The organism is Castellaniella sp. GW247-6E4 (assembly GCF_040276065.1).
Taxonomy (GTDB): domain Bacteria; phylum Pseudomonadota; class Gammaproteobacteria; order Burkholderiales; family Burkholderiaceae_B; genus Castellaniella.
Genome location: NZ_JBELOI010000006.1, coordinates 117,229 through 140,792 on the forward strand (window position 1 = coordinate 117,229; position 23,564 = coordinate 140,792).

The 23,564-nt window shown below is 66.4% G+C and carries 24 protein-coding genes and 2 pseudogenes; 12 read left to right on the plus strand and 14 right to left on the minus strand.

Annotated elements, in window-relative coordinates:
* Positions 1-122: 122 nt before the first annotated feature.
* From secF to queA, 5 genes are all read right to left on the minus strand, one after another.
* A complete protein-coding gene (secF, locus tag ABS761_RS09145) occupies positions 123-1,058 on the minus strand; it encodes a protein translocase subunit SecF (protein WP_350407956.1) in 936 nt (311 codons plus the stop codon).
* A 13-nt stretch (positions 1,059-1,071) separates the two neighbouring features.
* Positions 1,072-2,943, minus strand: coding sequence for a protein translocase subunit SecD (gene secD / locus ABS761_RS09150; protein ID WP_350407957.1), 1,872 nt, complete (start codon positions 2,941-2,943; stop codon positions 1,072-1,074).
* 56 nt (positions 2,944-2,999) lie between these two features.
* On the minus strand, positions 3,000-3,344 hold the full coding sequence (gene yajC, locus ABS761_RS09155) for a preprotein translocase subunit YajC (protein ID WP_350407958.1): 345 nt from the start codon (positions 3,342-3,344) through the stop codon (positions 3,000-3,002).
* Between the two features lie 122 nt (positions 3,345-3,466).
* Entirely contained in the window at positions 3,467-4,603 is a 1,137-nt protein-coding gene (gene tgt / locus ABS761_RS09160) for a tRNA guanosine(34) transglycosylase Tgt (RefSeq protein WP_350407959.1), read from the minus strand.
* Positions 4,600-5,646, minus strand: coding sequence for a tRNA preQ1(34) S-adenosylmethionine ribosyltransferase-isomerase QueA (queA, locus tag ABS761_RS09165; RefSeq protein ID WP_350407960.1), 1,047 nt, complete (start codon positions 5,644-5,646; stop codon positions 4,600-4,602). Before queA ends, tgt begins: the two co-directional genes overlap by 4 nt.
* A gap of 158 nt (positions 5,647-5,804) precedes the next feature.
* On the opposite strand from queA, the gene dacB reads away from it, so the two are divergent.
* The 10 genes from dacB to ABS761_RS09215 all read left to right on the plus strand — a co-directional run bounded on the left by dacB (position 5,805) and on the right by ABS761_RS09215 (position 13,801).
* The gene (gene dacB, locus ABS761_RS09170) at positions 5,805-7,250 is read left to right on the plus strand and encodes a D-alanyl-D-alanine carboxypeptidase/D-alanyl-D-alanine endopeptidase (protein WP_350407961.1); all 1,446 of its coding nucleotides are present in this window, start codon (positions 5,805-5,807) and stop codon (positions 7,248-7,250) included.
* An 87-nt stretch (positions 7,251-7,337) separates the two neighbouring features.
* Positions 7,338-8,516: an ABC transporter substrate-binding protein gene (locus tag ABS761_RS09175; protein WP_350407963.1), complete on the plus strand. Its 1,179-nt coding sequence runs from the start codon at positions 7,338-7,340 to the stop codon at positions 8,514-8,516.
* A gap of 18 nt (positions 8,517-8,534) precedes the next feature.
* On the plus strand, positions 8,535-9,455 hold the full coding sequence (locus tag ABS761_RS09180) for a branched-chain amino acid ABC transporter permease (RefSeq protein WP_350407964.1): 921 nt from the start codon (positions 8,535-8,537) through the stop codon (positions 9,453-9,455).
* Entirely contained in the window at positions 9,448-10,443 is a 996-nt protein-coding gene (locus ABS761_RS09185) for a branched-chain amino acid ABC transporter permease (protein ID WP_350407966.1), read from the plus strand. The genes ABS761_RS09180 and ABS761_RS09185 overlap by 8 nt, the downstream gene beginning before the upstream one ends.
* Positions 10,440-11,210, plus strand: coding sequence for an ABC transporter ATP-binding protein (locus ABS761_RS09190; protein ID WP_350407968.1), 771 nt, complete (start codon positions 10,440-10,442; stop codon positions 11,208-11,210). The genes ABS761_RS09185 and ABS761_RS09190 overlap by 4 nt, the downstream gene beginning before the upstream one ends.
* A complete protein-coding gene (locus ABS761_RS09195) occupies positions 11,207-11,917 on the plus strand; it encodes an ABC transporter ATP-binding protein (RefSeq protein ID WP_350407970.1) in 711 nt (236 codons plus the stop codon). Before ABS761_RS09190 ends, ABS761_RS09195 begins: the two co-directional genes overlap by 4 nt.
* 73 nt (positions 11,918-11,990) lie before the next feature.
* Complete coding sequence (upp, locus tag ABS761_RS09200; RefSeq protein WP_350407972.1) at positions 11,991-12,629, plus strand: uracil phosphoribosyltransferase; 639 nt, start codon at positions 11,991-11,993, stop codon at positions 12,627-12,629.
* A 105-nt stretch (positions 12,630-12,734) separates the two neighbouring features.
* Positions 12,735-13,058 (plus strand): ElaB/YgaM/YqjD family protein, encoded by a 324-nt coding sequence (locus ABS761_RS09205; RefSeq protein ID WP_350407974.1) that lies wholly within the window; start codon positions 12,735-12,737, stop codon positions 13,056-13,058.
* Between the two features lie 6 nt (positions 13,059-13,064).
* On the plus strand, positions 13,065-13,484 hold the full coding sequence (locus tag ABS761_RS09210; RefSeq protein ID WP_350407975.1) for a phage holin family protein: 420 nt from the start codon (positions 13,065-13,067) through the stop codon (positions 13,482-13,484).
* The gene (locus ABS761_RS09215) at positions 13,481-13,801 is read left to right on the plus strand and encodes a hypothetical protein (protein WP_350407977.1); all 321 of its coding nucleotides are present in this window, start codon (positions 13,481-13,483) and stop codon (positions 13,799-13,801) included. The genes ABS761_RS09210 and ABS761_RS09215 overlap by 4 nt, the downstream gene beginning before the upstream one ends.
* A gap of 575 nt (positions 13,802-14,376) precedes the next feature.
* Here ABS761_RS09215 and ABS761_RS09220 read toward each other — a convergent pair.
* The 8 genes and pseudogenes from ABS761_RS09220 to ABS761_RS09255 all read right to left on the minus strand — a co-directional run bounded on the left by ABS761_RS09220 (position 14,377) and on the right by ABS761_RS09255 (position 20,224).
* Positions 14,377-14,880 (minus strand): DUF2441 domain-containing protein, encoded by a 504-nt coding sequence (locus tag ABS761_RS09220; protein WP_350407979.1) that lies wholly within the window; start codon positions 14,878-14,880, stop codon positions 14,377-14,379.
* A gap of 169 nt (positions 14,881-15,049) precedes the next feature.
* Positions 15,050-15,274 carry a DUF2274 domain-containing protein gene (locus ABS761_RS09225; RefSeq protein WP_350407981.1) on the minus strand — a complete coding sequence of 75 codons (225 nt, stop codon included), beginning with the start codon at positions 15,272-15,274 and terminating at the stop codon, positions 15,050-15,052.
* A pseudogene (locus ABS761_RS09230) lies at positions 15,271-15,828 on the minus strand (TraB/TrbI/VirB10 family type IV secretion system protein); the annotation flags it as partial. The pseudogene ABS761_RS09230 and the gene ABS761_RS09225, both read right to left, overlap by 4 nt.
* A gap of 621 nt (positions 15,829-16,449) precedes the next feature.
* Positions 16,450-16,623 (minus strand): hypothetical protein, encoded by a 174-nt coding sequence (locus ABS761_RS09235; protein ID WP_350407983.1) that lies wholly within the window; start codon positions 16,621-16,623, stop codon positions 16,450-16,452.
* Positions 16,624-16,628: 5 nt separating this feature from the next.
* Positions 16,629-16,949, minus strand: coding sequence for a helix-turn-helix domain-containing protein (locus tag ABS761_RS09240; protein ID WP_350407985.1), 321 nt, complete (start codon positions 16,947-16,949; stop codon positions 16,629-16,631).
* Positions 16,949-17,311, minus strand: a complete 363-nt coding sequence (locus tag ABS761_RS09245; protein WP_350407986.1) for a type II toxin-antitoxin system RelE/ParE family toxin — start codon at positions 17,309-17,311, stop codon at positions 16,949-16,951. Before ABS761_RS09245 ends, ABS761_RS09240 begins: the two co-directional genes overlap by 1 nt.
* Positions 17,312-17,450: 139 nt before the next feature.
* Positions 17,451-18,557: pseudogene (locus ABS761_RS09250) on the minus strand (tyrosine-type recombinase/integrase); the annotation flags it as partial.
* A gap of 119 nt (positions 18,558-18,676) precedes the next feature.
* Positions 18,677-20,224: a UbiD family decarboxylase gene (locus ABS761_RS09255; RefSeq protein ID WP_350407988.1), complete on the minus strand. Its 1,548-nt coding sequence runs from the start codon at positions 20,222-20,224 to the stop codon at positions 18,677-18,679.
* A 146-nt stretch (positions 20,225-20,370) separates the two neighbouring features.
* On the opposite strand from ABS761_RS09255, the gene ABS761_RS09260 reads away from it, so the two are divergent.
* The gene (locus ABS761_RS09260; RefSeq protein WP_350407989.1) at positions 20,371-21,279 is read left to right on the plus strand and encodes a transglycosylase SLT domain-containing protein; all 909 of its coding nucleotides are present in this window, start codon (positions 20,371-20,373) and stop codon (positions 21,277-21,279) included.
* 46 nt (positions 21,280-21,325) lie between these two features.
* Here the strand turns inward: ABS761_RS09260 and ABS761_RS09265 are convergent, their stop codons facing one another.
* The gene (locus ABS761_RS09265) at positions 21,326-22,486 is read right to left on the minus strand and encodes a pyridoxal phosphate-dependent aminotransferase (protein ID WP_350407991.1); all 1,161 of its coding nucleotides are present in this window, start codon (positions 22,484-22,486) and stop codon (positions 21,326-21,328) included.
* 56 nt (positions 22,487-22,542) lie between these two features.
* Between ABS761_RS09265 and ABS761_RS09270 the strand changes: the two genes are divergently transcribed.
* Entirely contained in the window at positions 22,543-23,445 is a 903-nt protein-coding gene (locus ABS761_RS09270; protein WP_350407993.1) for a hypothetical protein, read from the plus strand.
* Positions 23,446-23,564: the final 119 nt, after the last annotated feature.

Genomic DNA, 23,564 nt, shown 5'->3' on the forward strand with positions numbered 1-23,564 from the left:
CCGGGGGCTGATGAGGGTGGAAAAGTGGGTATTGTACTGTGGGTGTGCGGCGTTCTTTAGCCCCCGGCACGCCCGATGCAAGGCCGAAGCGACACATGCCGTGCGTCAGCACGGAAAATCAATCACCCCAGTTCGACTTCCGGGCCGTCCTTCTTGACCGGCTTGACCAGGTCCTCGCGCTTGATCCCCATCCACATCGCCAGGGCCGCCGCCACGAACACCGAGGAATAAATCCCGAACCAGATCCCGATCGTCAGCGCGAGCGAGAAATTATGCAGCGTGGGGCCGCCAAAGAAGAACATCGACAGCACCATCATCTGGGTCGAGCCGTGGGTGATGATGGTCCGGGAAATATTTTGCGTGATCGAGGCGTTGATGATCTCGCGCACCGAGGCCTTGCGCTGCTTGCGGAAATTTTCGCGGATCCGGTCCATCACCACCACGGACTCGTTGACCGAATAGCCCAGCACCGCCAGCACCCCCGCCAGCACCGACAGCGAGAACTCCCACTGGAAGAACGCGAAAAATCCCAGGATGATCACCACGTCGTGCAGATTGGCCAGCGCGCAGGAGGCCGCGAGCTTCCACTCGAAGCGCACCGCCAGATAGATCATGATGCCCACCACCACGAACAGCAGCGCCATCAGGCCGTTGTGCAGCAGTTCCTGGCCCACCTGCGGACCGACGAACTCGACGCGGCGCAGTTGCACACCGGCGTCCTGGGCCTGCAAGGCCGTCATGACCGTTTCGCTTTGCTTGGCGGAATCCTCGCCCGGCCGGATCGGCAGGCGGATCATGACATCCTGCGAGGTGCCGAAATTCTGGACCTGAAAATCGCTGTAGCCCAGGCTCTCGATCGCCGTGCGGATGTCGTTCACCGGGGCGCTCTGGGTATAGTGGACCTCGACCACCGTGCCGCCGGTGAACTCGATCGACAGATGAAAGCCCCGGGTGGCGATGAAGACCACCGCGGCGATGAATGTCAGCAGGCTGATGATATTCAGGATCAGCGCATGCCGCATGAACGGAATGGTGCGGTGGATGCGGAAGAATTCCATGATGAGTCCCGGGTTAGTCCTGCTTGGGTTTCCAGACCTGGCCGATCGAGATCGACTTGAGCTTGCGCTGGCGGCCATACCACAGGTTGGCCAGCGCGCGCACACCCACCACCGACGAGAACATCGAGGTCAGGATGCCGATGCAGTGCACCACGGCGAAGCCGCGGACCGGGCCGGTGCCGAAAGTCAGCAGGGCAACGCCCACGATGAGGCTCGTCAGGTTCGAGTCCAGAATGGTCGCCCAGGCGCGGTCGAAGCCCAGGTGGATCGCCTGCTGGGGCGGTAGCCCCGCCCGCAGTTCCTCGCGGATGCGTTCGTTGATCAGCACGTTGGCGTCGATGGCCATGCCCAGCGTCAGGGCGATGGCGGCGATGCCCGGCAGCGTCAGCGTGGCCTGCAGCATCGACAGCACGGCCAGCAGCAGCAGCACGTTGAAGCTCAGGCCCAGGGTCGAGAACACGCCGAACAGGTGGTAGTACATGATGATGAACACCGCGATGGCCGCAAAGCCGTACAGCGTCGAATCAAAGCCCTGCTGGATGTTGGCGGCGCCCAGGCTGGGGCCGATCGTGCGTTCCTCGATGATGTGCATCGGCGCGGCGAGCGAGCCGGCGCGCAGCAGCAGCGAGGTGTCGGCGGCCTCTTGGGCGGTCATGCTGCCCGAGATCTGCACCTGGCCGCCGGGGATCTCGCTGCGGATCACCGGCGCGGTCACCACCTCGCCCTTGCCGTTCTCGAACAGCACGATGGCCATGCGCTTGCCGATGTTGTCGCGCGTGACGTCGCGGAAAATCCGCGCGCCCTTGGAATCCAGCGTCAGGTTGACGGTGGGTTGCTGGGTCTGCTGATCGCGGCCCGGCTGGGCATCCTGGAGGTTTTCGCCGGTCAGGATCACCTGGCGGCGCAGCAGGATCGGGCGCCCGTCGCGGTCGTTGTAGCGGATCAGGCCGAAGGGCACGGTGCCCGAGGCCAGCGCCGCCGACGCGGTGGGCGAGTCGTCCACCATGTGGATCTCGAGGGTGGCGGTGCGTCCGAGGATTTCCTTGGCCTTGGCCACGTCCTGCACGCCGGGCAACTGCACGACGATGCGGTCGCCGCCTTGCTGCTGGATCACCGGCTCGGCCACGCCCAGTTCGTTGATCCGGTTGTGCAGGGTGGTGATGTTTTGCTTGAGTGCGTTGTTCTGGACTTGCGTGACCGCCGAGGCGCTGAGCACCCCGTCGAGGATGAAGGCGTCGCCCGCGCGGCCAGAGGTGAGGGTGATCTCGGGCATGGCGCGGCGCAGCGCGTCGGCCGCGGCGTCGCGGTCTTCGGCCGTGGCGAAGGTGGCCCGCACCGACAACTGGTTGCGCTCGACATCCTCGAACTTGAGCCGCGCGTCGCGCAGCGCCGTGCGCGCCTCGCCGGCCATGGAATCGTAGCGGCTGGTCAGCGCGCCCTGCATGTCGACCTGCAGCAGGAAGTGCACGCCGCCGCGCAGGTCCAGGCCCAGGTACATGGGGTGCGCCCCCAGGGCCGAGAGCCAGTTCGGCGAGGCCGGCATGAGGTTCAGGGCCACGGTGTAATCGGGGTCCTTGGGATCCGGATTGAGTGTTTTCTCGATCAGGTCCTTGGCTTTGAGCTGGGTGTCGGTGGAGTCGAAGCGCAGCCGCACCGCGCCCACCGGGCCGTTCATCTCGAAGGACGAGCCCGTGGACTGGATACCGGCCTGGGCGAGAATCTGCTCGGCGCGCGTCATGGTGCCGGCGTCGACCTTGGTCGAGGTTTTGGCCCCGGCGATCTGGACAGCGGGCGATTCGCCGTAGAAATTGGGCAGCGTGTAGAGCAGCCCGATGATCAGGGCGGCCAGCACGGTGAGGTATTTCCAGAGTGGGTAGCGGTTCATAGTCGATCGAGGGACGGGGAGCGGGGGCGGGGCGCGCGGGGCGCCCCGTCGTCGGATCAGAGCGACTTGATGGTGCCCTTGGGCAGGATGGTGGTGACGGCGGTGCGCTGGACGATGGATTCGATCACCTTGTCGCCGGCCTGGCCGATTTCCAGGGTGAGGTAGTTGTCGCCGACCTTGGTGACCTTGCCCAGCAGGCCGCCCGAAGTGATGACCTCGTCGCCCTTGGCGAGCGCGGCCACCATGTTGCGGTGCTCCTTTTGGCGCTTCATCTGTGGCCGGATCATCAGGAAATAGAGGATCACGAACATCAGGATGATGGGCAGCATGCCCATCAGGGCGTTCTCGCCGCCGGCGGCGGCCTGGGCGGTGATCAGGGTCAAGGTGTCGGCGAGGGACATGAAGGCTCCAGTTGCGTGGCGTATGGGTTTGAGGGTTTGGGGTTTGGGGTTTTGAGGCTTAACTCTTTATTGTAGCGGCATATCGCGGTGTCCGGACAGGCGCGGGATCATCCGGATCGGCATCATTCGATGCCCCGGGCCCGGTCGCGGGCGAAGGCCTCGCGCCAGGCGTCGAAACGGCCCCGCTCGATCGCCCCGCGCATTTCGTCCATCAGGCCCAGGTAGAAATGCAGGTTGTGCAGGGTGTTCAGGCGCGACCCCGAGATCTCGCCCGCGCGCTGCAGGTGGTGCAGATAGGCACGGGAAAACCGGCGGCAGGTGTGGCAGGCGCAGTCCGGGTCCAGGGGGCGCGTGTCGTTGCGGTAGCGGGCGTTGCGAATCTTGATGTCGCCTCGGCGTGTGAACAGCCAGCCGTTGCGCGCGTTGCGCGTGGGCATGACGCAATCGAACATGTCGACGCCCAGCCGGACCCCTTCGACCAGGTCCTCGGGGGTGCCGACGCCCATGAGGTAGCGCGGCGCCTCGGCGGGCATGCGCGGCGCCACGTGGGCCAGCACGCGCATCATGTCTTCCTTGGGCTCGCCCACCGACAGGCCGCCGATGGCGTAGCCTTCGAAGCCGATCCCGGTCAGCCCCGCCAGCGATTCGTCACGCAGGTCCTCGTACATGCCGCCCTGGATGATGCCGAACAGCGCGTTCGGGTTGCCCTGCGCCAGGAACGCCTGGCGCGAGCGCCGGGCCCAGCGCAGGGACATGCGCATCGAGGCGGCGGCCTCGTCGTGGGTGGCGGGCCGCCCGTCGATGCGGTAGGGCGTGCACTCGTCGAACACCATGACGATGTCGGAATTGAGCGAGCGCTGGATGCGCATCGATTCCTCGGGCGTGAGGAACAGCCGTGAGCCGTCGATCGGCGAGGCGAAGCGCACGCCCTCCTCGGTGACCTTGCGCAGGCCATCCAGGCTGAAGACCTGGAATCCCCCCGAGTCGGTGAGGATCGGCCGGGGCCATTGCATGAAGCCGTGCAGGCCGCCGTGCAGGTCGAGAATGTCGGTGCCCGGGCGCAGCCATAAATGGAAGGTGTTGCCGAGCACGATCTGGGCGCCGATGTCCTCGAGCTCGTGCGGCAGCATGGCCTTGACGCTGCCATAGGTGCCCACGGGCATGAAGATCGGCGTCTGCACTTCGCCGTGGCTCAGGATCAGGCGGCCGCGCCGCGCGGCGCCGTCGGTGTGCAGGAGAGAGAACTGGAGTCCGGTCATGGCTGGTGGGCGGATTCGATGAACATGGCATCGCCGTAGCTGAAGAACCGGTAGCGGGATTGCACGGCATGCGCGTAGGCGCGGCGGATGGGCGCCATCCCGGCCAGGGCCGAGACCAGCATCAGCAGCGTCGATTGCGGTAGGTGGAAATTGGTGATCAGGGCATCAACGCAGGCGAAGGTGTAACCCGGGGTGATGAACAGGCGGGTGTCGCCCTCGCGCGCCGCGCCCGCGTCGCCGCCCTGGGCGGCGGCGGCCTCGAGGGCGCGCACGCTGGTGGTCCCCACCGCGATGATCCGCCCGCCGCCCGCCCGCGTCTCGCGTACCCGACGCAGGGTGTCGGCCGGGACGACGTAGCGCTCGGCGTGCATCACGTGGTCGCGCAGGTGCGCGGCGCGCACGGGCTGAAAGGTGCCGGCGCCCACGTGCAGGGTCACGAAGGCGCGCTCGATGCCCTGGGCGTCCAGTCGCTCGAGCATGGCCTGGTCGAAGTGCAGGCCGGCCGTGGGGGCGGCCACCGCGCCGGGCTTGTCCGCGTAGACAGTCTGGTAGCGGGCCTCGTCGCCCGCGTCCGCCGCGTGGGTGATGTAGGGGGGCAGGGGCACCGCGCCGTGGCGCTCGAGCAGGTCCAGCACCCGGGCCGGGAATCGCAGATCGTAGAGCTCGCCCTCGCGGCCCGCCACCTCGACCTCGAGCGCGCCGTCGGCCAGACTCAGCCGGGTGCCCGGGCCGGGCGCTTTGCTGGCGCGCACGTGGGCGAGGGCCCGCTGGGGCGCGGTGATGCGCTCGACCAGGACCTCGACCCGGCCGCCGCTGGCCTTGCGGCCTCGCAGGCGGGCCTTGATCACGCGGGTGTCGTTGAAGACCAGCAGGTCGCCCGCGCGCAGCAGGGACGGCAGGTCGAGGAAACGCAGGTCGTGCAGGCCGCCGCCGGCGTCCAGCCGCAGCAGGCGGCTCGCGTCGCGCCGTTCGGCCGGAGCCTGGGCAATGAGTTCGGGAGGCAGTTCGTAATCGAACTGGCTGAGGTCGAGTTCGTGTTCCACGGGGTTGAGGCGCGCGCCGGGCGGGCCGGGGCTGGTGATGGGCAGGGCCGTATTTTAAGCCGTCCGGCGTCCGACCGCTTCTGGACTCCCCGCGCTTTGGATTATGCTGATACTTTTTTGTACCTGGGTGCGAGCATGATCCTGCGAGGGTTGGTGTGATGAGGACCGGTTTTTTGGGGTGGACGCGTGGCCTGGGGCGCGGCCTGGCGGGTCTCGCCTTGTGGGTCGGGGCCGTCGCGGCACCCGCGGCCCAGGGCTTGCCGCCGGAGCTCCAGGCGGCCTGGAAGGCCACTCGCATCCCACTCTCGGCCCTGTCGCTCGAGGTCCGCGAGGCCGGTGGCCCGGCCCTGATGTCGGTCCAGCCCAGCGAGCCCCGCAACCCGGCTTCGGTGATGAAGATGGTCACCACCTGGTCGGGGCTGTCGGGCCTGGGGCCGGACTATGTCTGGCGCACCCGCCTGCTGACCGAGCGCGGCCAGCAGGTCGACGGCCAGGGCACGCTCAAGGGTCCCCTGTACGTGCAGGCCGCCGGCGATCCGTTCTTTGCCGTCCAAGACCTCTGGAACCTGCTGCGCCAGCTGCGCCTGCGCGGCGTCAAGAATCTGTCCGAGGTCGTCGTCGACCGCGGGATCTTCGGCCAGGTGGCCATCGATCCGGGCGATTTCGACGACTCGCCCGACCGGCCCTATAACGCCAGCCCGGACGCGATGATGGTGAATTTCGGTGCCACCCGTCTCCTCTTCCAGCCCGATCCCACGGCGCGGAAATGGATCGCCATCGTCGACCCTCCGACCCGCGACGTGCGGGTCAGCGGCCAGATCGAGTGGGCCGACGGCCGCTGCCCCGGATCGCCCGCCGTAGCGACCGACGTCCTGCACCAGGATGGCGCCACCGTCATTCAGGTCCGGGGCCGCGCCGCGGGGTCTTGCGGCGAATTCAGCGTGTACCGCCTGGCCGCGAGCCAATCCGCGTACTTCGAGGCCCTGTTCCGCATGCTCTGGAAGGAGTTGGGCGGGACCCTCGCGCGCGATGTGCGCGAGGGTCCCGTTCCGGCGTCGGCGACGCCGCTGGTCTGGCACGACTCGCCGGCCCTGTCGGATATCATTCGCCAGATCAACAAGCACAGCAACAACGTGATGGCGCGGATGCTGCTGCTCACCCTGGGTGCGGAGCTCGAGGGGCGCGGCGCGACCCCGGCCAGTGGCGGGCGCGGCGTCGCTCAGTTACTGCGCAATCAGGGCGTGGATACCACGGGCTGGGTGTTCGACAACGGCTCGGGCCTGTCGCGGGACGGCCGGATCACCGCCCGGGGCCTGGCCCAGATGCTGGACTATGCCTGGCGCTCGCCCCTGATGCCCGAGTTCATCTCGTCGCTGGCGATCTCGGGCGTCGACGGCACGGTGCGCCGGCGCCTGCGCGGCGACGAGACCCGGGGCCAGGCCCACCTCAAGACCGGCACGCTGCGCAATGCGCGCTCGCTGGCCGGGTATGTGCGCGGCGCCAGCGGCAAGCGCTACATCCTGGTGAGCCTGGTCAACGACGCCAACGCCGCCGGGGTGCGCGCCTTCGACGATGCGCTGGTGCGCTGGCTGGCCGCCCGCTAGGGCGCGGATGGATTGCGCCGCCGCGCCCCTTTTTTCGAACCACGACTTCAACCAAAAAGCAGTATTCCGACCAGGAGGAACAACCCCATGCACCCATCTCTTCGCCTCATCACCGCCGCAGCCGTTCTGGCCTGCCTGGCGGGCGCGGCCCAGGCCGACGACAAGATCAAGGTCGGCCTGCTGACCACCCTTTCGGGCCCGGGCTCGGCCCTGGGCATCGATATCCGCGACGGCTTCGAACTGGCGGTCAAGCACTCGGGTGGTCAACTCGGCGGCGTGCCGGCCGAGGTCATCGTGGCCGACGACCAGATGAGCCCCGATGCCGCCAAGCAGACGGCTGATCGGCTGCTCAAGCGCGAAAAGGTGGATTTCATGACCGGCATCGTGTTCTCCAACATCATGCTGGCGGTGGGGCAGCCGGTGTTCCAGTCCAAGACCTTCTACATCAGCGCCAACGCGGGTCCCTCGCAGTACGCCGGCGAGCAGTGCAACCCGTACTTCTTCAGCGCGTCTTATCAGAATGACACGATCGACGAGGCCGCCGGCAAGGTCGTGCAGGCGCGCGGCTTCAAGAAGGTCGCGCTGCTGGCGCCCAACTACCCTGCGGGCCGGGATCACCTGGCCGGATTCAAGCGTTTCTACGAGGGCGAGGTGGTCATGGAGGACTACACCCAGCTCAATCAGCTCGATTACGGCGCCGAGCTCTCCAAGCTGCGGGCCTCGGGGGCTGATGCGGTGTTCATCTTCCTGCCGGGCGGCCTGGGCGTGAACTTTATCAAGCAGTTCGTCGGCGCGGGCCTGAATCAGGACATGAAGCTCTTTGCGCCGGGCTTCTCGGCCGACGAGGACGTGATCCGGGCGGTGGGCGAACCCATGCTGGGCATCTTTAATACCTCGCAGTGGGCGCACGACATGGACAATGCGGCAAACAAGCGTTTCGTCGCCGATTTTGAAAAGGAATACGGCCGCCTGCCGACGATGTATGCCTCGCAGGGCTATGACGCGGCGCGCCTCATCGACGGCGCCGTGCGCAAGGTGGGCGGCAAGGTCGAGGACAAGGCGGCCTTGCGGGCCGCACTCGAGGCCGCGCCCTTCGAGTCCGTGCGCGGCGCGTTCAAGTTCGACAAGAACCACTATCCGGTGCAGAGCTATTACCTGCGCGAGGTCGTGAAGGACGCCCAGGGCCGGGTCACTAACAAACTGGTGGGGCCGGTGCTCGAGAACCATGCCGACGCGTATGTCGGCAAATGCCAGATGCCCTCCTGATCGCCGGATACCGGGCGCGTGAACGGCATCCTCGTCCTGGAACAGCTCCTGAACAGCCTGCAGTTCGGGCTGATGCTGTTCCTGCTGGCGGCCGGTCTGACGCTGGTGTTCGGCATCATGGACATGATCAACCTGGCGCACGGCTCGCTGTACATGATCGGCGCCTACCTGGTCGCCACCGTCGCCGGCGCCTCGGGTTCGTTCTGGATTGGGCTGGCGGGCGGCATCGCCGCCACGGCGCTCGTGGGTGTGCTGCTCGAGTACACCGTCATCCGCCACCTGTACCGCCGCGACCATCTGTCGCAGGTCCTGGGCACCTTCGCCATCCTGTTGATGGCCAATGAGGGCGTGCGCATGATCTGGGGCGCGCAGCCGGTGCCGATGGCCATGCCCGCCGAGCTCTCGGGTCCGGTCGAGCTCCTGCCCGGCTTTACCTACCCGGCCTATCGCCTGTTCATCATCGGGGTCGGCTTGGCGGTGGCCCTGCTGCTGTACGTGCTGGTGACGCGCACCCGCATGGGGATGCAGGTGCGCGCGGGCGCCTCCAATCGCGAGATGGCGCAGGCCATGGGCGCGGACGTGCGGCGGCTTTTTACCGTGCTGTTCGCGGCGGGCGCCGGACTGTGCGCCGTCGCCGGTGGGATGCTGGGGCCCTTGCTCGCCGTGCAGGTGGGCATGGGCGAAAGCATTCTGATCCTGGCCTTTGTGGTCATCGTGATCGGTGGCATCGGTTCGATTCGCGGGGCGTTGCTGGGCGCGCTGCTGGTGGGGTTGGTGGATACGGCGGGGCGCACCGTGGTGCCGCTGCTGTTTGGCATGCTGATGGGGCCTTCGGCGGCGGCCAGCGCCGGGCCGGCGGTCGCCTCGATCCTGATCTATGTGCTGATGGCCGCTGTCCTGTTCTGGAAGCCCCAGGGCCTGTTTCCCGCCCATGGTTGAGGGTGCGATGACCCCGACCCCCGAGCCTGCGGCCCAGAGCCCGCTGGACCATGCGCTGCGTGCGCGCGTCGCGGTGCCGCTATTGGTGCTGCTGATCCTGCTGCCGATGATCGCTCTTGCGCTGGACGAGAGCTTCTATATCGGGGTCGCCAGCCGCATGCTGATCTTTGCCCTGGCCGCCAGCAGCCTGAACCTGATCCTCGGGTTCGGCGGCATGGTGAGTTTCGGCCACGCCGCCTTTGTCGGCATGGGCGCCTATACCGTCGGCATCCTGATGCGCGCCGGCGTGGCGTCCGCGTGGATCGCCTGGCCGTCGGCATTCGTGGTCGGCGGCCTGTTCGCCTTTGTGATCGGCCTGGTCAGTCTGCGCACGCGCGGCGTGTATTTCATCATGATCACCCTGGCTTTCGCGCAGATGCTGTTCTATCTGATGTCTTCGCTCGAAGCCTACGGCGGCGACGACGGCCTGTCGATGGCGTCGCGCTCGTGGCTTGGTCTGCGGCTGGACCTGTCGGACGATATCCAGTTCTATTATGTGGTGCTGGCGATCGGTGTCCTCGTGTTCGTCGGCATTGCGCGGCTCCTCAATGCGCGCTTTGGTCACGTGCTGCAGGCCATCCGCGAGAACGAGGCGCGCATGGCGGCGCTGGGATTCGCGGTCTATCGCCGCAAGCTGTTCGCCTTCACCCTGGCCGGGGCCATCGCCGGCCTGGCCGGCGCCCTGCTGGCCAACCAGACCGGTTTTGTCAGTCCCGCGATGATGCAATGGAGCCAGTCCGGCATCCTGCTCGTCATGGTGATCCTCGGCGGCGTGGGCCACCTGTACGGCGGCCTGGCGGGCGCGGCGGCATTCCTGCTGATCGAAGAGGCGGCCCTGACCTACACCATCCATTGGCAGTTCATCCTGGGCGCCGTGCTGCTCGCCGTCGTCCTGCTCGCGCCCAACGGCCTCATGAGCCTCGCCCGCCGCCACAAGGGGGCGCCATGAGCGCCGCAGGCGACATGCTGCGCGCCGAGGGCCTGGTCAAGCGCTTTGGCGGCCTGGCGGCCACCGACCACGCCAGCTTGGCGGTGCGCATTGGCGAGCTGCATGCGCTGATCGGCCCGAACGGCGCGGGCAAGACCACGCTGATCCACCAACTCTCGGGCGTCCTGGCGCCCACCGAGGGCTCGATTCATTTTGCCGGCCGCGAGATCACGCGGCTGCCCGTCCACGAGCGTGCGCGCCTGGGGCTGGTGCGCTCGTATCAGATCACCAGCGTGTTCCGGCGGCTGTCGGTGCTGGACAACCTGGCGCTGGCGGTGCTGGCGCGCGATGGCGGCGGCCTCGGGCTCTGGCGGCCGGCGCGCGCGGACCATGCGCGCTACGAGGCCGCCGCCGTCATGGCGGGCCGCGTGGGGCTGAGCGCGCGCCAGGACCGCATGGCCGGCACCCTGTCGCACGGCGAGCAGCGCCAGCTCGAGATCGGCCTGGCGCTGGCGCTGCGGCCCAGGCTGCTGCTGCTCGACGAGCCCTTGGCCGGCATGGGCCCCGATGAATCGGAGCGCATGGTCGCGCTGTTGCAGGGCCTGCGCGGCGAGGTGAGCATGCTGCTGGTCGAGCACGACATGGACGCCGTGTTCCGTCTCGCCGACCGCATCTCGACGCTGGTGTCCGGCCGCGTGATCGCCACCGGCACGCCCGACGAAATCCACGCCCACCCCGACGTCCAGCGCGCCTACCTGGGCGATGATTTCGGCCGGGGGGTACCATGAGCGCGCTCCTCGAGGTCGAGGGCCTGGAGACCGCCTACGGCAGCAGCCAGGTGCTGTTTGGCGTCGACTTTTCGATCCGCCAGGGCGAGGTGGCGACGCTGCTGGGGCGCAACGGCATGGGCAAGACCACCACGGTGCGCTCCCTCCTGGGGCTGACGCCCGCGCGCGCCGGCGTGGTGCGCTTCCGCGGCGAGCGCATCGAGGCGCTGGCGCCGGACCGGATCGCGCGCATGGGCCTGGCGGTGGTGCCCGAGGGGCGGCAGATATTCCCGAACCTGACGGTCAGGGAAAACCTGTTGGCGTTCGCCTCGCACCGCAATGCCGCCGCCGACCCCTGGACGCTGGAGCGCGTGTATGCCTTGTTCCCTGGCCTGGCCGCGCGCGCCTCGAACATGGGCGGACAACTCTCGGGCGGCGAGCAGCAGATGCTGGCGATCGGCCGCGCGCTCATGACCAATCCGCTTCTGTTGATCCTGGACGAGGCCACGGAGGGCCTCGCGCCGCTGGTGCGCGAAGAGATCTGGCACTGCCTGGATACCTTGCGGGCGCAGGGCCAGACGATACTCGTCATCGACAAATACGTGCGTCGACTGCTGCGCCTGGCCGACCGGCACACCATCATCGAGCGCGGCGCGGTCGTGTGGCGGGGCGGCTCCGAGGCGCTGGCCGCCGATCCCTCGCTGTGGCAGCGCTACATCGGCGTTTGACCGCCGCGCGCGCCGCCATGCGCGCCCCGGGGCGGTTACACTGCATTTCACAATCCTCTGGAACACACCCGCCATGCCCATCCGCGAAGTCCGCCATCCCCTGATCCGCCACAAGCTCGGCCTGATGCGGCGCGCCGATCTCAGTACCAAGAATTTTCGCGAGATGGCCCAGGAAATCGCCGCCCTGCTGACCTACGAGGCCACCCAGGACCTGCCGCTCGAGCCCGCCCGCATCACCGGCTGGTGCGGCGAAATCGACGTCGAAAAGCTCGCGGGCAAGAAAATCACCGTGGTCCCCATCCTGCGCGCAGGCATTGGCATGCTCGACGGCGTCCTCAGCCTGGTGCCCGGGGCCAAGGTCAGCGCGGTGGGCATCGCCCGCAACGAGGAAACCCTGCAGGCCCACACCTACCTGGAAAAACTCGTCGGCCAGCTCGACCAGCGCCTGGCGCTGATCGTCGATCCGATGCTGGCCACCGGCGGTTCGATGGTCGCGACCATCGACATGCTCAAACAGGCGGGCAGCCGCAATATCCGCGCCCTGGTCCTCGTGGCCGCCCCGACGGGCATCGCCGCCGTCGAGCGCGCCCACCCGGACGTCGAAATCTACACGGCCTCGATCGACAGCCACTTGGATGAGAACGGCTACATCGTCCCGGGCCTGGGCGATGCGGGCGACCGGATCTTCGGCACCCGCCAGAAGCACGATTGAGGGCGGTTCGATCCCGCGGCTCGGGCATGGAAGATTTCGATACACGGCTTCGTCGGCAATCAGGTAGGATGATGTCGTTCATTATCATTGAATCTGGAGGATTTCATGGCCACACGCAAAACCATCGCGACACAATCGGCTGGGGACGCGCTGATCGAGGACCTGAAGACCAGCCTCGATCAGGCTGAAAAACTGCTGCGCGAGGCCGCCGAGGCCACGGGGGACAAGGCGGCCGATCTGCGCGAGCGCGCCCTCAAGGCGGTCGACCGTGGGCGTGAGGCCTTGTCGGAAACCCAGGAAAACCTGCTGCAGCAGGGCCGCAAGGTGGTGCACGACACCGACGAGTACGTCCAGGCCAATCCCTGGAAGGCCGTCGGGATTGCCGGCGTCGCGGGCTTGTTGCTGGGCGCCTTGCTGTCGCGCCGCTGATCGTCCGTGTCGCTCAGACGCGCCCTGCTTGATGTGGCTGCCCAGGCGGCGGCCATGGCGCATACGCGCTTCGAACTGTTCTCGCTCGAGGCGGCCGAGGCGCGGGCGGATTTGTTCCGCCGGATGGGGATGGCCCTGGCGGCGGCGGCCTGCCTGTTCATGGCGCTCCTGGTGGCGACGCTGGCCATCGGGCTGTATTTCTGGCCGACCGAATACCGGTACCTAGCCCTGGGGCTGCTGGTCCTGGCCTACGGGGTCGCGGGGGGCGTCCTGATTTGGCGCCTGTGCCACGGCCTGGCGCACGGGCCCGCGCCGTTCTCGGCGCTGGCCGAGGTGCTCGGCGAGGATGCGCAGGCGCTGCGCCGCGAGCCGGCGCGCGTGCCCGCGCCCCGGCCCGAGCCCGGCACCTCCGAGGAGGCCCCATGACGAGCACCGATCGACGGGCCCGCATCGAGCTCTTGCGCGCCCGTGCGCAGTACGAGCGCATATTGTTGCGCCGGGCGGCTTGCGACGCGCTGGAGGGCCTGCGGCCCGACGCCCTGGCCTCGGGCGCCTCGGCCGGCCTGCGCGCCGCGGGCATGGGGTGGCTGGCGGCCACGGTGCGGACGCTGCGGCGTTATCCCATGCTCCTGTCGCTGGCGTCCTCGGTGGTCTCGGGCGCGCGCGTCGGCCATCCGTACGCCCGCCTGGGCGTGGCCGCGCTGCTGGTCTGGCGCATGCTGCGCGCCGGTCGCCGGGGATAGGGGGAGGGGGTAAAAGGGCCCCCACGCTGCGCCTTCGGCTGGCGGCCCCCACGGGGGCTTTTTTGCCTTGGGAGCGGCCCTGCGGCAAAAAATGGCCGGTGTCAAGCCTTTCGTGCAATTCACGTGAGGCTTGAAACCATATACGGAGCAATAGGTTAGCTCTGTTTCGTGCCGCTTGCAGGGGATGCGGCGTTGTGGGCTGGGAGCCACATGAGAGCCTTGGGAAAGTAAGCCACATCGTGCTCTGACGATAAAAACTATCCAGGCAGCGGACTTAGCTTGTTCGTCATAGTAGCCCATTCCTTCGCGCGCCACCCAAAACAAACAAGGCACAACGGCAGATGCCAGAAGATGACCGATTCCGACCCTCACCCGCAGCTTGCAGGTCACACCGACAAGCGCCTACCGCGCTACCGAAGCAGCTTGACTTCGGCGCTGGATGCCTGAAGGATCGGAATGCACTTGGGCTATTTGCGATGTTCCACCCATGATTTTTTTGAACCCTTCGTGCATAACGCCCGAGGTCAGCCGGATCGTTAAACTGTTTCGGATTGAATGGATTTTAGCTGTAGATCTCAGATCTCACGCGTAACGCAGAAGCGCCCTTCGAACAGAATTTCGGAATGATCATTTCCTTGGCCTAACCAGTACGCGTGCGCTCTCACTTGCAGCTCCTTGATGTTTTCTGGATTATTAGTGAGGTGTTCCTCGTATGTTTTATGAGGCACGCCTTCAAGTATTTCTATTTCCATAATCCTCTTTTTGCCAACATGGGGAATCCGATTAACCCAATATTTAGCGGCTTCTTCTGACTCACATAGCCATATGCAGCTTGTTCTTGAGGGAAGCGTTGGATATTCTTTTGCTCTTAGGTTCTCGAAGGCAAGCTCGCGCAGCATGACAGAAAATGATCTATTAACATCTTCCGTTGTGATTCCAGTCCCAACTCTAGTGGCTGAGTTTATCCAGTTGGTATATATCGGGTTTATCTTATTTCCAACGACAAATTCCTCGCCAACGCAAAACTTAGGCCATCTCGTTCGATGTTGAGATTCCGTGTCGATATGAAAGTACTTCATGCGTACCTCAATATTTTAGAAGACAATTTTATTAAGGCCATCAGCCTGTTAAAAATCACTATTACCAGCCCCCTTGGGAGCAGCCCAGCCTAGGGTTGCCAATCAAGCGAGTGTCGCAATCGACCGCTCATTGCCGATGAGGAAATTATAGAATTTCTTTCGGATTTTGTTACTTCTGCCCAGCCCCCTTCCTGAATCCTCGATCCCCTGCCATGAACGCCTCCAGCATGTACGGAATCAGCGTCATAGCATCAACCGCGTCGCCATACGCCTGCGCGTGCAGCGCGGCGTAGCGGTCGAGGTTGGCTTTCAAGCTAGCCGGGCAGGCAAAGGTCAGCTTGATGCTCTCGGTCTTGGGCAGCGGCCCCAGCCGCAGTTTCCTGATCGTGCTCATCGTGAAGTCCCCTTGTTGAAGAAAAGCGGCTGATAAGACCGCAGCACCAGATCGCGGTTGACGATGATGCGCACCGGCAAGCCGGGGCGACTGGTCAGCGTGGGCTGGATGTTGAGGTTGCGCCGAGTCACTTCCTGGCCGACCTGGTTCACGGTGTCCTGCAGGCTGTCGCGCCCTGCGATGATGACGCGATTGCCGTCCTGGCGGTTCTCGGGTGCGGCCAGTTCGGCACCGACGTCCAGCAGCATCGTCAGCACGGCACCGGCAAGGATCCGATCCCAATGCCAGTCCACCTCGTCTTCCAGTCCGGCATGGCCCGCCGGGTCGGTGCCGACCAGGTTGTCGAGCGTGAGCGATGAGGTATCCGGCAGGATGATACGGTTCCACACCACTTGCACACGGCTCTGGCCGTAGCTGACCTGGCTGTTGTAGCGCCCCAGAATGCGCGAACCTTGCGGGATCAGTAGGAACTTGCCAGTGGCCGTATCGTAGATCGGCTCCGTCACCGTGGCGATCACGTCGCCCGGCAGGTCGGACTTGAGTTCGACCAGGAGCACGTCACCTTGACGGCGACTCCGCTGACTACGGGTAAGCAATTGGCCAAGCTGGCAGAAACTTGCTCGATGGACTTATCAGAACCGGCTTTCAAGTTGATCCGCGAGGCCGACGAAACCTTCGCGATGCTGGTGGACTACCTGCGTGAGTATCGGGATTGCGCCGATGCCCGCCACGGTACTGTATATCGTTGGCTTCCCGCTCGGCAAAGAACCCGAACAGTTTGCAACACCGAAGTCTGCCGGCATCCGTCTGTAGTTGGGCAAACAACAAGGGCCAAAGGCATCAAGGGTCAACGCCGGGCGACCTCGGAAATGAACCTCTCCTTGAGCTGCTCCGTTTCAATGATCTGCTTCTCCGACGCCAGGCACAGGCGCTCGGTTTCCTCGGGTGGGAAACCTAGTTCCAGAAACCGATTCGCATCCGGCTTGGTGGCATGGCGGGTTACGGTGTCGATCTTCAGGTTTACTTTTCCTCTCGTTGGCAGAGAGAAAGATTCGCCAGGCACTGTTGGCGAATTGGCCCGGCCACAAGCGAACTCGGCGAGGGTGAATTTCCGAGACACTGTCTGGGAAATTCAGACGAGCAGCTTGCGAACTCGCCACCGAGCGCCGGGATGTCTACGACTGGGGCGGCTGCCGCTCCGGAATTTTCGTATCAGTGACACGAGAATCGACAGGCCCAGATCGCGTCAGCAGTGCGACGAACGCCTGCAGTGTCTCCTGGCTAATCGCGCTGGCTTCATGCAGCGCAGCCATGTCGTCACGCAAGGATTCGATGATCGGGCTTTTCATGGAAATCAGGCAGCGACCGTGATGCCGGGCGCATGCTCCCGCCGCGCAGGTTGCACCACGATTTCCACATGCTGATCCAGCGACACCAGCGCCTGCATCAAGCGCTCCAACGAAATGTTCTGGAGCTTGTAGCGGCGAACCTGGGACACCTTGGGCTGGGTCATGCCGGTGATATGGGCGGCTTCGGTCTGGCTCAGGTCGCGCTGGTTGATCAGCGCGTTGAGTTTGAGCGCGAGCGCGGCCTTCGCCGACAATTCTTCCGCATCGTCGAAACCGAGATCCAGCAGCACGTTGTCGGTGCCTTGAGGGGTATCTTTGCGACTCATTATGTTCTCCTGTTCGCTGCGTAGCGGGCGAGCACTGCCTTCAACCGCTTCTCGATCAACTCCACATCCGGCTGCGGCGTAGCGATGCCGGACTTGGACTTCTTCTGGAACGCATGCAACACATGCACCGCGTCCCCGACCTTCACTGTGTAAACCGCGCGGAAGGTGTCGCCCCGATGGTCTTCCACCAGTTCGTACACCCCGGAGCCGAGCCCCTTCCAGGGCTTGGTCGAGTCCGGCGTGCCGCCCAACTGGACGACGAACAATGACACGCCCATGTCCTTCTGCACGGGGACGGGAAACTCCTTGAAGTCCTTCTTCGATGAGCCTTCCCAGTACAGGAGCTTGCGTTGTTCTGTCATTATTATATCCGTTCAGGTATAGATGGCAAGCGCCTGAATTGTCGCGACAGCGTTGCGACAATTGGGCCTGCAGGATCAGCATCAGGATGCCGCCACACCAAAGGCGCGGCAGGGCAAGACGTGGAAGCTCGCAGGCGGGTCATATCGCCATTTCCTCCGTGCGGCGCGCACCCGTAATCGCCAGCCGCCGATTCGCCACCAGTTCGGCTGCGTCCCGTACCGGCTTGTCCTCGGTATGAACATAGTGCATAAACATCGCCACGGTCTTGTGACCTGTGAGCTTCATGCCCACCTTGGTCGGCACGCCCGAGTTGGCAATGTCGGTCGTCGCCCGGTGGCGGATGCCGTGCGTGCCAACGTGCGGCACACCAGCTGCCTTGAGCACGCGCGTCCAGCCGCCGTAGTGCTCACCGTGGGTCATGTGCCGAGTCGGATCGTTCGGCGACGGCAGGACGTAGGGGCAACCTTCCCGACGCGGTGCGGTGGACAGCAGCCGATAGGCTTCCTCGCTCATGGGCTTGGAGATACCACCAGTCTCGCTGTCAGGCCGGACTACGCGGCGATTTTCCAGATCAACCCAATCCCATTCGAGTGGGCAGATTTCGGAACGGCGTGCGGCGAACTCGAATTGCAAGCGAATCGCCAGCGGGATGACGTAGTTTTCCAGCCCTTCCGCCTCCAAATGCTCCAACTGACGGAAGATCCGCACCAGTTCATCGTCCACGATAAGCCGGGTTTCCTTGCCGGGCGGGTACATCGGGACGTGGCGGCATGGATTCGTGCCGTCAGGGCATAGCCCTCACACTTCGGCCAGGTTGAACATCTTGCGCAGCACGTCAAAGGTGCGGTTGGCCTCTGCTTGCTTGTAGGCCAGCTTCTTCATCAGCGCAGCGACGTCCGGGCGCTTCACATCCTGTACCTTCATCCGGCCCAAGATCGGGATGATGCGACGGTCAATGACGCCCTGATAGCCGCGCTGGGTGCTGGGCTTGTTGTGCTGCTTGGAGTAGTCCTCCATGAAGGTGTCGCAGAACTCCTTCATGGTCGGTGCCTTGCGGGCGGCGTTCTTGGCCGCGCTGGGGTCGCCGCCCTTGCGCACCTCGGCCAGCCACTCCTGCGCCATCGTGCGTGCCTGATCGACGGTCAATTCCCCGTACTGCCCCAGAGCGGGTTTGCGGCGCTCGCCAGTGTTCGTGCGGTACTGAAGCATAAACACCTTGCGGCCCGCAGGGGTGATCTTGCACAATATGTTGAACTCGCCTAAGTGATTGATAAACCTGCTGTATCAAGCCTTGGCGTAGTCCAGCGAATTGCGATGCTGGAGTCATCGTGAAACAAAAAAGACCCCCACGCTGCGCCTTCGCGCTATAGGCCCAGTTGGTCCCACATGGCGTCGACGCGCGCTTTGATGTCGGCGTCCATGTGAATCGGGCGGCCCCACTCGCGGTCGGTCTCGCCGGGCCATTTGTTGGTGGCGTCCATCCCCATCTTGCCCCCCAGCCCCGAGACCGGGGAAGCGAAGTCCAGGTAGTCGATGGGCGTGTTCTCGACCAGCACGGTGTCGCGCACCGGGTCCATGCGCGTGGTCATGGCCCAGACCACCTCGGTCCACTGGCGCGGGTCGATATCCTCGTCCACGACCACGATGAACTTGGTGTACATGAACTGGCGCAGGACGCTCCACAGGCCGAACATGATGCGCTTGGCGTGGCCGGGGTACTGCTTGCGCATCGACACCACCGCCAGGCGATAGCTGCAGCCCTCGGGCGGCAGGTGGAAATCGACGATTTCGGGAAACTGGCGCTTGAGCAGCGGCACGAACACCTCGTTCAAGGCCACGCCCAGCACCGCCGGCTCGTCGGGCGGCTTGCCCGTGTAGGTGCTGTGGTAGATGGGCTGGCGCCGGTGAGTGATGCGCTCGACGGTGAACACCGGGAACCAGTCCTGCTCGTTGTAATAGCCCGTGTGGTCCCCATAGGGCCCTTCCAGGGCCATCTCGTAGCCGGTGTCCGGGGCGGCGGGCGTGCCCTGCGGCGGAGCGCCGGGGGCCAGGGCGCGCGGATCGGCGGCGGGCAGGATGTGGCCCTCGAGGATGATCTCGGCGTGGGCCGGCACCAACAGCTCGCCGCCCAGCGCCTGGGCGACCTCGGTGCGCGCGCCGCGCAACAGCCCCGCGAACTGGTATTCCGACAGGGTGTCCGGGATGGGGGTGACGGCGGCGAGCAGCGTCGCCGGGTCGGTGCCCAGGGCCACCGCGATGGGGAAGGGCTGGCCGGGGTGGGCCAGGGCGTGGTCGCGGAAGTCCAGCGCGCCGCCGCGGTGCGACAGCCAGCGCATGATGAGCTTGTTGCGGCCGACGAGCTGCTGGCGGTAGATGCCCAGGTTCTGGCGTCGCGCGCGCGGGCCGCGCGTGACGACCAGGCCCCAGGTGAGCAGGGGGCCGACGTCCCCGGGCCAGCAGGTCTGCAGAGGCAGGGCGTTCAGATCCACGTCGCCGCCCTCGAGCACGACCTCCTGGCAGGGGGGCGCGCGCAGCGTGCGCGGGTTCATGTCCCACAGCGCCGATTTCAGCATCGAGACCTTGGACAAGGCGTCGCGCATGCCTTGCGGTGGAGTGGGCTCGCGCAGCGAGGCCAGCAACTCGCCGGTGTCGCGCAATGCCGAAACCGTTTCCGCGCCCATGCCCCAGGCTACGCGCTGGGGCGTGCCGAACAGGTTGGCCAGCACCGGGATGGCGCTGTCCGTGCCGTCGTGCACGGGCCGTTCGAACAGCAGCGCCGGCCCGCCGGCCCGCAGGACGCGGTCGCTGATTTCGGTGATCTCGAGGCGGGTCGAGACCGGGTGGGTGATGCGCTTGAGCTGGCCGTGGCGCTCGAGCAGGGCGATAAAGTCCCGGAGGTCGCGGTATTTCACAGAATGACGCCGTCAGGTTACAGTTGAGCTCGTGCCACAGATTACCACTGACGCCCCCGGGAGGGCTCGGAATTGGTCACCGCGTCGCGGGTCTTTGCCTGCCGCCCGGCCGGTTCGGGGCTTCCCCCGTTTTGCCCGGAGCCTCCATGCCCCTCGTCGCGACCAGTGAGCGCCTGGTGGGCGGACTGATGTCGGTCGTGCGGCCGGTCGGCGAGTTCATCCATGTCAGCGCCATTTACATGGGCATCGCCGTCCTGACGACGCTTGGCCTGAGCCTGGTGCTGCCGTCCATGCGGCAGCAGTCCCAGCAGCTCCACGAGGTCGTGCTGACCATGTTCCAGACCGACGGCGGCGGCTATGCCGGCGCCGACGAGCCGCTGGCCGACCTCGGGTCGGTCGACTGGTCCATGCCGATCGGCCCCGTTCCGCCCCCGGCGGATGCCCAGGCACCCGGCGCCGCCGCCCCGTCGGGCGGCGAGGGCGCGGCGCCCTCGCAGGAAAATCAGGTCGCCGGCGCCAGCGCCTCGGCCGAGATGCCCAATTTCTCGCATGCGCTCGAGGCGGCCATCCGCGGCCAGGAGATCCCCGGCGTCAGCCAGGCCCAGGCGCAGGCCCTGCGCAGCTACATCGCGCGCAAATACAAGATCGCCAACAGCGTCGCCGGCGCCCTGGTGCGCATCGCCTTCGCGATCGGCGCGCAAAAGAACCTCGATCCGCAGTTGCTGCTGGCGGTCATCGCCATCGAGTCCCGCTACAACCCGTTTGCCGAGAGCGCCGTCGGCGCGCAAGGCCTGATGCAGGTGATGACACGTGTGCACCACGACAAGCTCGAGGGCTCGGGCGGCGGCCAGGCGGCGGTATTCAACCCTGTGGTGAACATCGACGTGGGCGCCCAGATCCTGGCCGACTGCGTCCGGCGCCGGGGTTCGGTGACTGCGGGCCTGGCCTGCTATGTGGGCGCCACCGGCCCCAGCGATGGGGGGTACGGCGCGCGGGTGCTGGCCGAACAGCGGCGCATCGCGCTCGCCTCGGGTATCGCCCCCAACCGCCGCTAGCGTCCGGTTTGACGGGTACGCATCGAATGGTACGCCGGGCGGGGCGCTAGGCGCCCAGAAAGCGCTCCATTCGAGCGACCGCCTCACGCAGGCGGTCCAGGCCGGTCGCATACGAAAACCGCAACGTGTGGTCGGCGTGCGCGTGGCCGAAATCGACGCCCGGCACCGCCGCCACCAGGGCCTCGTTCAGCAGGCGCCGGGCAAAGTCCGTGCTGTCGCGGCTGTGGGCCGAGATGTCGGCAAAGATATAGAACGCGCCGTCCGGCGCCACCGGCACCTCCAGGCCCAGGCGGGCGAACTCGGGCAGCAGGTAGTCGCGCCGTTCTTTGAAGGACAGGCGGCGCAGATCATAGGTGCGCATCACTTCGGGAGCAAAGCAGGTGAGCGCCGCGTGCTGGGCGAGCGACGGGGCGCAGATCGCCAGGCTGGCGGCCAGCCGCTCGAGGGCGGGCATCATCGGCGGCGGGGCGATCAGCCAGCCCAGGCGCCAGCCCGTCATGTGGAAATACTTGGAAAAGCTGTTGATGACCACGATGTCGTCGTCCAGCGTCAGCGCGCTGAGCGGCGGGTCCTCGTAGGTCAGGCCGAGGTAGATTTCGTCCATGATGACGAAGCCGCCGCGCTGCCGGACCTCGGCGATCAGCGCGCGCAGCGCCTCGCGTTCGATCGTGGTGCCGGTCGGATTGCTGGGCGAGGCGATCAGCACGCCGCGCGTGGCCGGACCCCAGTGCTCGGCCACGTCCTGGGCGCTGAGCTGGTAGCGGTTGCGGGCCGTGCAGGGCACCAGCCGCGTGACGCCCCCCGCGGCGGTGATGAAGTTCCGGTTCGCCGGGTAGGAGGGGTCTGGCATCAGGATCTCGTCGCCGGGGTTGATCATGGCCATCGCCGCCAGCAGCAGCGCCCCCGAGGCCCCCGAGGTGATCAGCACGCGCGCGGGATCGACCTGCGCCTGGAATTGTTGCCCGTAGTAGTGGGCGATGGCCTCGCGCAGGGCCGGGATGCCGGCTGGCGGCGTGTAGCCGCCAAGGCCCGCACCCGCCGCGCGGTTCAGGGTTTCCAGGACTTGGGGCGGGGCCGTGAAGTCGGGCTCGCCGATCCCCAGGCTGATCACGTCGTGGCCCTGGGCCGCGAGCGCCTGCGCCTGCTTGAAGACTTCCACGGCGTAGAATGGCACCGTGTGATCGGTTCGGGCGGCGAGACGAGGCATGACGGACTTCCGGAAAAAGTGACCATTGTAGTCCGCCCATGCAGGAGCTTCATGATATGGAATCCCCCGCACGCCGTGCGTTCCTGACGGGACACCGCGCGGCGCAGACCCCCTGGGAAACCTTTCTCGGCCGCTTGCGGCGCGCGGCCGAGGGCAAGGTGTTCGACTTTTCCGTCGCCTCGGGCGGCGCGCGGCTGGTGCCGGCTCGCATGGCCGACGTCTATCGCGCGCGCAGCCTCTGCGCCGAGCACGGCGTCGTGCTGGCGCTCGACGGGGTGCCGCGCGCCGCGCCGTTGGACGGCGGGCCTGTGCTCTGGGTCGAGCCCGGCACGGCCATGTCGCGCTTCGAACGCATGGGCGAGGGCGATTCGCGTTGGTTCGTCCAGCCGGGCTGCCTCATCGGCGACCTCGAGGAGGCGGGTCTGCCGCAGTTCCGCAACCTGCCGCCGCACCTCACCGTCGCCGCCTGGCTGGCCGATCGCGAGGGGTGCGATTGGGATGCGGGGCGCACTGCAGACTCGGGACTGGTGCACGCGCTGGTGCTGTTGGACGATGGCACCCAGGCCAATCTGGGCGCCTTCGGCGCCGCCAACCAAAAGCCGCTGGACAATATCCGCGTGCAGCAGATGATCCCGCGCCTGTTCGAGCTCGCCAGCGGCGAGGATGCGGCCGGGGCGGGCGCCGGGCCGTGCTGGGGGGCGCGCTACCGTCTCGACGCCTTGCGGCCCGCCGACGGCTCGGGGGTCAATCTGGCCCACCTGCTGCTCGGGCACGGCGGCGATCTGGGTTGGGTGGAATGGGTGGTGCTCGATGAGCGGGCGCCGGCGCCCGCGCAGCGGCCCTACGAGCAGCGCTATTTCAAGCGGGCGACGACCGTGGGCGCGGCGACGCTGGACCGCGCGGCCAAGGACCTGTTCGATTCCGCGCGCCTGTTTCCAGACCCCGGCCAACGGCCCTGAGGGGCGCCACGCCGCCCTCGGCGCCACCTCGCGCGGGAGCCCCGGGCGCGCACCCGCCACATTGTCCCCGCCAGGGGCTAGAATGGTTCGCAGTTTCGTTCCTACATCACGTCAAGGCA